This window comes from Nocardioides ginsengisoli (assembly GCF_039537225.1).
GTDB lineage: Bacteria > Actinomycetota > Actinomycetes > Propionibacteriales > Nocardioidaceae > Nocardioides > Nocardioides ginsengisoli.
Genome location: NZ_BAABAC010000040.1, coordinates 180,078 through 188,614 on the forward strand (window position 1 = coordinate 180,078; position 8,537 = coordinate 188,614).

At 72.4% G+C, this 8,537-nt stretch carries 9 protein-coding genes and 1 tRNA gene; 4 read left to right on the plus strand and 6 right to left on the minus strand.

The window, feature by feature from the left end; genetic code table 11:
* The first annotated feature begins 32 nt into the window (after positions 1–32).
* Complete coding sequence (locus tag AB4880_RS21355) at positions 33–263, plus strand: hypothetical protein (protein WP_367921230.1); 231 nt, start codon at positions 33–35, stop codon at positions 261–263.
* A gap of 12 nt (positions 264–275) precedes the next feature.
* On the opposite strand, the gene AB4880_RS21360 is transcribed toward AB4880_RS21355, so the two are convergent.
* Both AB4880_RS21360 and AB4880_RS21365 read right to left on the minus strand, forming a co-directional pair.
* A tRNA-Gly gene (locus AB4880_RS21360) sits at positions 276–351 on the minus strand.
* 69 nt (positions 352–420) lie between these two features.
* A complete protein-coding gene (locus AB4880_RS21365; protein WP_367921231.1) occupies positions 421–1,194 on the minus strand; it encodes an SGNH/GDSL hydrolase family protein in 774 nt (257 codons plus the stop codon).
* A gap of 64 nt (positions 1,195–1,258) precedes the next feature.
* Here AB4880_RS21365 and dcd point away from each other — a divergent pair, with 64 nt between their 5' ends.
* Together dcd and AB4880_RS21375 are read left to right on the plus strand one after the other, a co-directional pair.
* Positions 1,259–1,834 carry a dCTP deaminase gene (gene dcd / locus AB4880_RS21370; protein WP_367921232.1) on the plus strand — a complete coding sequence of 192 codons (576 nt, stop codon included), beginning with the start codon at positions 1,259–1,261 and terminating at the stop codon, positions 1,832–1,834.
* A 109-nt stretch (positions 1,835–1,943) separates the two neighbouring features.
* Positions 1,944–2,942, plus strand: a complete 999-nt coding sequence (locus AB4880_RS21375) for a siderophore-interacting protein (protein WP_367921233.1) — start codon at positions 1,944–1,946, stop codon at positions 2,940–2,942.
* A gap of 98 nt (positions 2,943–3,040) precedes the next feature.
* Here the strand turns inward: AB4880_RS21375 and dmpG are convergent, their stop codons facing one another.
* The 3 genes from dmpG to AB4880_RS21390 are packed head-to-tail and all read right to left on the minus strand — an operon-like array spanning position 3,041 to position 5,843.
* Positions 3,041–4,078 (minus strand): 4-hydroxy-2-oxovalerate aldolase, encoded by a 1,038-nt coding sequence (dmpG, locus tag AB4880_RS21380; RefSeq protein WP_367921234.1) that lies wholly within the window; start codon positions 4,076–4,078, stop codon positions 3,041–3,043.
* Complete coding sequence (locus AB4880_RS21385; RefSeq protein WP_367921235.1) at positions 4,075–5,022, minus strand: acetaldehyde dehydrogenase (acetylating); 948 nt, start codon at positions 5,020–5,022, stop codon at positions 4,075–4,077. The genes dmpG and AB4880_RS21385 overlap by 4 nt, the downstream gene beginning before the upstream one ends.
* Entirely contained in the window at positions 5,019–5,843 is an 825-nt protein-coding gene (locus tag AB4880_RS21390) for a 2-keto-4-pentenoate hydratase (RefSeq protein WP_367921236.1), read from the minus strand. The genes AB4880_RS21385 and AB4880_RS21390 overlap by 4 nt, the downstream gene beginning before the upstream one ends.
* Before the next feature lie 68 nt (positions 5,844–5,911).
* On the opposite strand from AB4880_RS21390, the gene AB4880_RS21395 reads away from it, so the two are divergent.
* Positions 5,912–6,697, plus strand: coding sequence for an IclR family transcriptional regulator (locus tag AB4880_RS21395; RefSeq protein WP_367921237.1), 786 nt, complete (start codon positions 5,912–5,914; stop codon positions 6,695–6,697).
* Here the strand turns inward: AB4880_RS21395 and AB4880_RS21400 are convergent.
* A partial coding sequence (locus AB4880_RS21400; protein WP_367921238.1) for a CocE/NonD family hydrolase occupies positions 6,678–8,537 on the minus strand: 1,860 nt, incomplete at its 5' end. The genes AB4880_RS21395 and AB4880_RS21400 overlap by 20 nt on opposite strands.

The window sequence follows — 8,537 nt, forward strand, 5'->3', positions numbered from 1 at the left end:
CTTCGGCGTGCTCGGCCGGGCATACTCGACGCATGGCCAAGAAGCACTGGCGCGACCTCAGCCCGCGCACGCGCAAGATCATCCTGGTGACCGGCGCCGTCGACGGCGCGCTCAAGGCGATCGCGCTGGCCGACCTCAAGCGTCGCGACGACGACGAGATCAACGGCTCGAAGCGGACGTGGGCGACCGTCTTGACCTTCGTGAACTCCGCCGGCGTGCTGCCGCTGGTCTACTTCGTCCGCGGGCGTCGTACGACGCGCTGAGCGGGGCCTGCGTGGAGCGGACGACGAGGTTCGAACTCGCGACATTCAGCTTGGGAAGCTGACGCTCTACCAACTGAGCTACGTCCGCACGCACGGGGGCTCCGCCCCCATGGACCCCCGAAGGCGCCACAGGCGGAACGCCGTGCGATGAAGGATGCTACCCGATGGGCATGAGCACCGGGCGCTTCGGCTCCACCCCGTCGCCCGACGAGCGTCCGGTGACCCGGCGCTTGACCCACGGCGCAAGGTGCGTGCGAGCCCAGGCGAGGTCGGCGGCACGCTGCGCCCGGGCGCTGAGGACCGGCAGGTCGGCGGGCGGGATCGGCTCCAGCGCGTGCGGCACGCCGAGCGCGTCGAGGGCGGCGATCGCGATCGCCTGGTGGCCGACCGCGTTGAGGTGGAGGCGGTCGTCGTCCATCACCTCGGCGACCTTCCAGCCGCGGATCCGCCACATGTCGACCACGGTGGCGCCGCGGTTCTCGGCGATCTCGCGGACCCACTCGTTGAAGATCGCGGTCCGGCCGCGGATCACCTTGATCACGCCGTTGAGGCCCGGGTCGGCGATCGTGAACATCACGACGTGCGCGCCGGTCGCGGTGATCCGCGCGATCGCCTCGTCGTACGACGCCGCGAGGGCGTCGATGTCGACCTTCGGCCGCAGCACGTCGTTGCCGCCGCCGTGGATGCTGACCAGGTCCGGCCCGAGCGCAAGACCCGCGTCGACCTGCTCGTCGATGATCGCCGGCAGCTTCCGACCACGGATCGCGAGGTTGGCGTAGCCGAACGGACGGCCCTCGACGGCGGCCCGCGCGGCCAGCCCCTCGGCGAACCGGTCGGCCCAGCCGCGGACGCCGTTGGGACGGGTCGGGTCGGCGTCGCCGACGCCTTCGGTGAAGGAGTCGCCGAGCGCGACGTACTTGCTGAAGGTCACCCCAGCATTCTGCGCTCGTGATCGGCGCCACGGGCCACCGGGTTCGGCCGGTAGGGTGCGGTGCGTGCTGCTCAGCGACCGCGACATCCTGTCCGAGCTCGACGCCGGACGGATCGCCCTCGAACCCTACGACCCGGCGATGCTGCAGCCGTCGTCCATCGACGTGCGCCTCGACCGGTTCTTCCGGGTGTTCGACAACCACAAGTACCCCTCGATCGACCCGGCGGCCGACCAGTCCGACCTGACCCGCGTGGTGGAGCCGGAGGGCGACGAGCCGTTCATCCTGCACCCGGGCGAGTTCGTCCTCGGGTCGACGTACGAGGTGGTGACCCTGCCCGACGACATCGCCGCGCGCGTCGAGGGCAAGTCCTCGCTCGGCCGGCTCGGGCTGCTGACCCACGCGACGGCCGGCTTCGTCGACCCCGGCTTCTCCGGGCACGTGACGCTCGAGCTCGCCAACGTCGCGACGCTGCCGATCAAGCTCTACCCGGGCATGAAGATCGGGCAGTTCTGCTTCTTCCGGCTCTCCTCGCCGAGCGACCACCCGTACGGCTCGGAGAAGTACGGCTCGCGCTACCAGGGCCAACGGGGGCCGACGCCGTCCCGCTCGTTCCAGAACTTCCACCGCACGAAGATCTGACTTCCTGACGGAAACTGGCGCTTCCTGGCCGTTGCATCGGCCAGGAAGCGACGGGATCCCCGCTTCAGCGGGGATTCCGACACAGGTGAGGTTAGGCTAACCTGACCCCATGACCGCGGAGCCGACCACCTACGCTGCCACCCTCCCGATGATCCTCAGCGAGGTCGAGGTGGTGCGCGCCGAGCGCGTCTCGCCGTCCTTCGTCCGCGTCGAGCTGGGCGGCGACGTCCTCGCCGAGCTCGGGCCCGACGGGCCGGTCTACGACCAGCGGATCAAGCTGATCTTCCCCAACGCCGCCGGCACCCTGCCGGACTTCTCGGACGCCGACGAGACCTGGTGGTCGAGCTGGCGTGAGATGCCCGAGCGCGAGCGCGGGGCGATCCGGACCTACACGATCCGCGACGTCGTCGGCAGCGGCGCTGACACTCGCCTGGTCGTCGACATCGTGGTCCACGAGAGCGAGGGGGACGACACGCACGATCCGCTCGAGGGCGCCGGCAACCGGTGGGCGCTGCAGGCGAGCCCCGGCCAGCGGCTGGTGACGATGGCGCCGCGGCGGGGGCACGAGTTCGGGGGCGTCGAGTGGGCGCCCGGTACGGCGTCCCGGCTGCTCCTCGTCGGCGACGAGACCGCCCTCCCCGCGATCCGCGGCGTGCTGCGGGATCTGCCGGCCGACGCGCGCGGGGCGGCGTACGTCGAGATCCCCGTCGCGGCCGACGTCCAGGACGACGTCAGCGCGCCCGCGGGCGTCGACCTCACCTGGCTGCCGCGCGACGGTGGCCCGCGCGGCGAGCGGCTGCACGCGGCGGTGCTCGCCCACCTCACCGGATCCGCGCCGGCGCCGGCCGAGGCCGTCACGGTCACCGACGACGAGGTCGACCCCGACCTCTGGGAGACGCCGGTCTACTCGTCGTCCGGCGAGCAGGTCGCGGCGGCGACCGCCGTCCCGGCGACGGACACGCCGCATGCCGGGCTCTACGCCTGGATCGCCGGCGAGTCCAAGATCGTGACCGGCCTGCGGCGCACGCTGGTCAACGACCTCGGGCTCGACCGACGTCAGGTCGCCTTCATGGGCTACTGGCGCGAGGGCGTCTCGATGCGCTCCTGACGCGGCCGGTCGTCCGTCGTACCGGACGAACTGGTCGCGAAACAGGCGATTTCGCGACCGATTCGTCCGGTACGACGCAGAGTCCCCCGAAGGAGAGGTCAGGCGGAGGCGCCCTCGAGCGCGGCCTCGCGCTCGGCCACGATCGTCAGCGCGATGTCGACGATCATGTCCTCCTGGCCACCGACGAGACGCCGCCGACCGCACTCCATGAGGATCTCGCGGACGTCGACCTGGTACTGCTCGGCCGCACGCTCGGCGTGGCGCAGGAACGACGAGTAAACGCCGGCGTAGCCGAGCGTCAGCGTCTCGCGGTCGACCCGGACCGGACGGTCCTGGAGCGGACGGACGATGTCGTCGGCGGCGTCCTGCAGCTTGAAGACGTCGCAGCGGTGCTCGAAGCCCATCAGGTCGGCGACGGCGACGAACGCCTCGATCGGGCAGTTGCCCGCGCCCGCGCCGTGGCCGGCGAGGGAGGCGTCGACGCGGTAGACGCCGTTCTGGACGGCGACGACGGAGTTGGCGACCGACAGCGAGAGGTTCTCGTGGGCGTGGATGCCGATCTCGGTCTCCGCGTTCAGCACGCCGCGGTAGGCCTGCACGCGCGCGGCGACGTCGTCCATCGTGAGCCGGCCGCCGGAGTCGGTGACGTAGACGCAGTGGGCGCCGTACGACTCCATCAGCTTGGCCTGCTTCGCGAGCTCCTCGGGCGGCGCCATGTGCGAGAGCATGAGGAAGCCGGAGACGTCCATGCCGAGCTCGCGGGCGGCGGCGATGTGCTGCGCCGAGACGTCGGCCTCGGTGCAGTGGGTCGCGATGCGCACCGAGCGGACGCCCAGGTCGTAGGCGTGCTTGAGGTCGTGGACGGTGCCGACGCCGGGCAGCAGCAGGGTGGTGAGCCGGGCGTTCTTCAGCACCGAGGCGGCCGCCTCGATCCACTCCCAGTCACTGTGGGAGCCCGGGCCGTAGTTGACCGAGCCGCCGGCCAGGCCGTCGCCGTGCGCGACCTCGATCGCGTCGACGCCGGCCTCGTCGAGGGCGACGACGATCCGCTTCACGTCGGCGGGGTCGATCCGGTGCCGGATCGCGTGCATGCCGTCGCGGAGGGTGACGTCCTGGACGAAGATCTTGGTGGTCACTGGGCGTTCTCCTTCGCGGCCGCGATCCGCTCGGCGACCTGCAGGCCGGCGGAGGTCATGATGTCGAGGTTGCCGGCGTACGCCGGGAGGTAGTGGCCCGCGCCGGTGACCTGGAGGAACACCGACACCTGGTGGGTCGGGCGCTCCGTACCCTCGACCAGCAGCGTCTCGACGGGCTGGTCGGCGGGGATCTCGGTGACCTGGACCTTCTGCACCAGCCGGTAGCCGGGCACGTACGCCGCCACGTCGGCGACCATCTTCTCCACGCTCTGGCGGATCTCGTCGTGCACGCTCGGGTCGGGCGCGGTGACCAGCGCGAAGACGGTGTCGCGCATCATCAGCGGCGGCTCGGCCGGGTTGAGGATGATGACGGCCTTGCCGCGCTTGGCGCCGCCGACCTCGGCGATCGCGCCGGACGTGGTCTCGGTGAACTCGTCGATGTTGGCGCGGGTTCCGGGGCCGGCCGACTTGGAGGAGATGGAGGCGACGATCTCGGCGTACTCCACCGGGACGACGCGGGAGATGGCCGCGACGATCGGGATGGTGGCCTGGCCGCCGCAGGTGACCATGTTGACGTTCTCGGCGTCGAGGTGCTCGTCGATGTTGACCGCCGGGACGACGAACGGGCCGATCGCCGCGGGGGTCAGGTCGATGAGCCGCTTGCCGAGCGGGCGCAGCAGGGAGTCGTTGTGGACGTGCGCCTTGGCGGACGTCGCGTCGAAGACGATGTCGATGTCGGCGAACTCCGGCATCGCGATGAGTCCCTCGACGCCCTCATGCGTGGTCGGCACGCCGAGGTCGCGGGCCCTGGCGAGGCCGTCGGAGTCGGGGTCGATGCCGACCAGCGCACCCATCTCGACGTGCTGCGCGGTGCGCAGGATCTTGATCATGAGGTCGGTGCCGATATTGCCCGACCCGATGATCGCCACCTTGGTCTTGCTCATGAGTTCTCCTTGCTGGTGGTGCTGAACGTGATCGAGACCGACCCGAGGCCGGCGATGGAGACCTCGACGGCGGCGCCCGGCGCGGCCGGACGCATCGGGCCGAGGGCGCCGGAGAGGATGACCTGGCCGGCGCGCAGCGGGTCGCCGAGGTCGCGCGCCTGGCGGGCCAGCCACTGCAGCGCGACGAGCGGGTCGCCGAGCGAGGCGGCGCCGGTGCCGGTGGAGTCGTCCTGGCCGGTGACGGTCATCGCCATCGCGGCGTCCTTGGGGACGAAGCCGTCGGCGAGGGTACGACGCTCGGTGCCGAGCACGTAGCCGCCCGCGGAGGCGTTGTCGGCGACCGTGTCGGCGAAGCTGATGTCCCAGTCGGCGATCCGGCTGTCGCAGACCTCGATGGCCGCGACGGCGTAGTCGACGGCGGCGGCGACCTGCTCGAGGTCGAGGTCGCCCTCGGCGAGGTCCTCGGCGAGGACGAACGCGATCTCGCCCTCGACCTTCGGCTGCAGCAGGCCGCTGATGTCGATCGGCGCAGACGCGTCGTACTCCATGTCGTCGAAGAGGACGCCGAGGTCGGGGGTGTCGACGCCCAGCTGCTGCTGGACGGCGGCCGACGTGGCGCCGATCTTGCGGCCGACGACGGTGGCGCCGGCGGCGAGGCGGTGGGCGTTGAGCTGCTGCTGGACGGCGTACGCGAGCGTGATGTCGCGGTCGCCGATCAGGTCCCGGATCGGGGCGCACGGCTGGTTCTCGGCGAGCGCCGTGTGGAGCCGCTCGGCCGCGGTCCGGACCGCGGCGTCGGTGGCGAGGGCGGATTCCGTCATGGACCTACTCTCGACCGCGGAGCGGTCGGCGGCCATCCGGGCGTTCCACTCACCGGTACGCTGATGGGGTGGGGGGAACGGAGGACGCCGAGCTCGAGACCGTGCTCGGCAAGGCGGTGGCGATCCTGCGCGCGTTCGGCAGCGACGACCGGCTGCTGCCGCTCGCCGAGCTGGTCCGCCGCACCGGCCTGTCCAAGGGGACGGCGCACCGCGTCGCCGCCGACCTGGTCCGGCACCGGCTGCTGGAGAAGACGCCGCACGGCTACCGGCTCTCCGGCGGGCTCTTCGAGCTGGGCATGCGCGCGGCGACCGAGCGGACCCTGCTCGAGGTGGCGATGCCCTTCCTGCAGGACCTCTACGAGCGCACCCACGAGACCGTCCACCTCGGCACCCGCGAGGGCACCGAGGTCGTCTACGTCGCCAAGATCGGCGGCCACCGACAGGCCCCCAGCCCGTCGCGCACCGGCGGCCGGATGCCGATGCACTGCACCGCCATCGGCAAGGCGCTGCTCGCGCACGCCGCCCCCGAGATCCGCACGGCGGTGCTGACCGGGCCGCTCCACCGGCGAACGCCGCACACGGTGGTGGCGCCGGGCCTGCTGGAGCAGCAGCTCGACCGGGTCCTGGAGACCGGGCTCGCCTACGAGCGCGAGGAGTCGACGCCCGGGCTGCTCTGCGTCGCGGCGCCGGTGCTCGACCCCGGCAGCGGCGCGATCCTCGCCGCAGTGAGCGTCACCGGACCGGTGGGCCGGTTCCGGCCGGAGTCGCACGCGACCGCCGTCCGGGCGGCGGCCACCGCTCTCGGCAGCACCCTCGCGCGCCGTCCCGGCGGGGTCAGCGCACCGCCATCGTGAGGCTGGACGGCGTCGCCGGGCCGGTGTGGACCGTGAGCGGCACCAGGTGCGCCGGGAGGTCGACCAGCGTCGAGAGCAGGTGCGGGACGTCGAAGGCCTGGACCGAGATCCGCAGCCGGTGCCCGGGCAGGATCACCGCTCCCGTGGGGAAGATCTCGACGTCGACCGGCGCGATCTCGCCCCGGGCGAGCGGGGCCTTCGCCGCCTTGGTGAACGGGTGGTACGGCTGCAGCAGCTGCCCGTCGAGATAGCGCGAGCGGGCGGGGTCGAGCCTGCGGTGGGCGATCGTCTGCCAGCCGCCGCTGAGCCGGGTGACCGTGCCGTCCGGCGCGACGTCCTCGACGGCGACCGAGAGCATGCCGTCGCGGGCGGGCGTCGAGACGTAGAGCCGGGCGTCGAGCGGGCCCTGGAAGCGGACCGCCCTGTCGAGCGCCGCGGTGTCGAAGGTGACGCCGCCGGCGTCATTGAGCCGGTTGTCCTGGAAGCACGGGAAGCCGGGCAGCATCATGTTGGCGATGCCCGCCGTCCACTGGTTGGCGGAGCGGGTGCACAGGCCGGTGACCGGGATCGGCGGGACGACGGACGCCCCGGCCCTCGGCGTCCCGGTCGTGAGCGCGCCGGCCTTGCCACCGAGCCGCGCGGTGCCGGAGAGCTTGAAGACGCGTGCGCGCAGGTCGCTGTCGATCCACTTGCTCTTGCGCACCCACGCGCCGGAACCCTGCTCGTAGTAGGTGAGCGGCGCGATCTCGTCGAGGCGGCCGTCGCGTCCGTCGAGGTACTGGTCGAACCAGCGCAGCTGCAGCTCGGCGAGCGAGCCGTAGCCGGCCTCGCCGACCTCGGCGCCCGACGAGCCCTGCAGGTGGTCCCACGGGCCGATGATCAGCTTGGTCGGGATCCCGCGCTGCTGGAGCCGCTCGAAGACGAGCGGGGTGCCGCGCTGGAAGAGGTCGAACTCGCCGCCGACGAGGAAGGTCGGGACGTTGACCTTGTCGATGACCTCGATCGGCGAGCGCTCGCGGTAGAACGGCCCGTCGTACGCCGGCTCGCCGCCGAGGACCGCCTTCAACGCGAGCGGCAGGGTGAACTGGCCGCCGGCCAGCAGGTGGTCGATCGCCGTCTGCAGCGCGGCCCGCGGCTCCGAGACGCCGTACGCCGGCGGGATCACGCCGGTCGCGGTCACCAGTCCCAGCCAGAGCGGGATGAAGCCGACGTCGATCTGGCCCCCGGACGCGACGACGTCACGGTAGACATCGGCCGCCGGGACCTGCGGGAAGATCGCCTTGAGGCCCTTCGGCTGCCGGCCGGCGGCGAAGAGCTGCGAGATGCCCATGTACGACGCGCCGGTCATGCCGACCTTGCCGTTGCTCCACGACTGGCCGGCGGCCCACTCGACGATCGCGCCGGCGTCCTTGCCCTCGCGAGCACTGAACGCCGCCCACTGCCCCTGGGACCCGCCCGTGCCGCGCGCGTCGACGGTGAGCTGGGCGTAGCCGCGCTTGACCAGGTAGCCGGGATCGGCGCCCGCGAGGACCGCGCCCGCGCCGGCCGCGAGGACCGTCTTGTTGTAGGCCGTGATCGTCACGATCACCGGCAGCGGCGTGGTGAGCGGCCTGCCGTCGGCGCCGGCCGGGCGGACCAGGTCGCCGCGCAGGATCACGCCGTCGTCCATGACGATCGGGATGTCCTTGGTGGCGACCGTGCGGGTGTAGTCGGCCGGGCGCGGGGTCCATGGGGCGGCCTTGGCGGCAGGCGCCTGGCCGGTCGCGGCCCTGCCGGGGGCCGCCTGGGCGCCGGGGGCCTGGGCGCCGGGGGCCTGGGCGCGGGCGGGCGTCGGCGCGGC

Coding starts and splice junctions, on each gene's coding strand:
- AB4880_RS21355 (WP_367921230.1), top strand. CDS start 33: ATGGCCAAGAAGCACTGGCGCGACCTCAGCCCGCGCACGCGCAAGATC.
- AB4880_RS21375 (WP_367921233.1), top strand. CDS start 1,944: ATGACCGCGGAGCCGACCACCTACGCTGCCACCCTCCCGATGATCCTC.
- AB4880_RS21385 (WP_367921235.1), bottom strand. CDS start 5,022: ATGAGCAAGACCAAGGTGGCGATCATCGGGTCGGGCAATATCGGCACC.
- AB4880_RS21390 (WP_367921236.1), bottom strand. CDS start 5,843: ATGACGGAATCCGCCCTCGCCACCGACGCCGCGGTCCGGACCGCGGCC.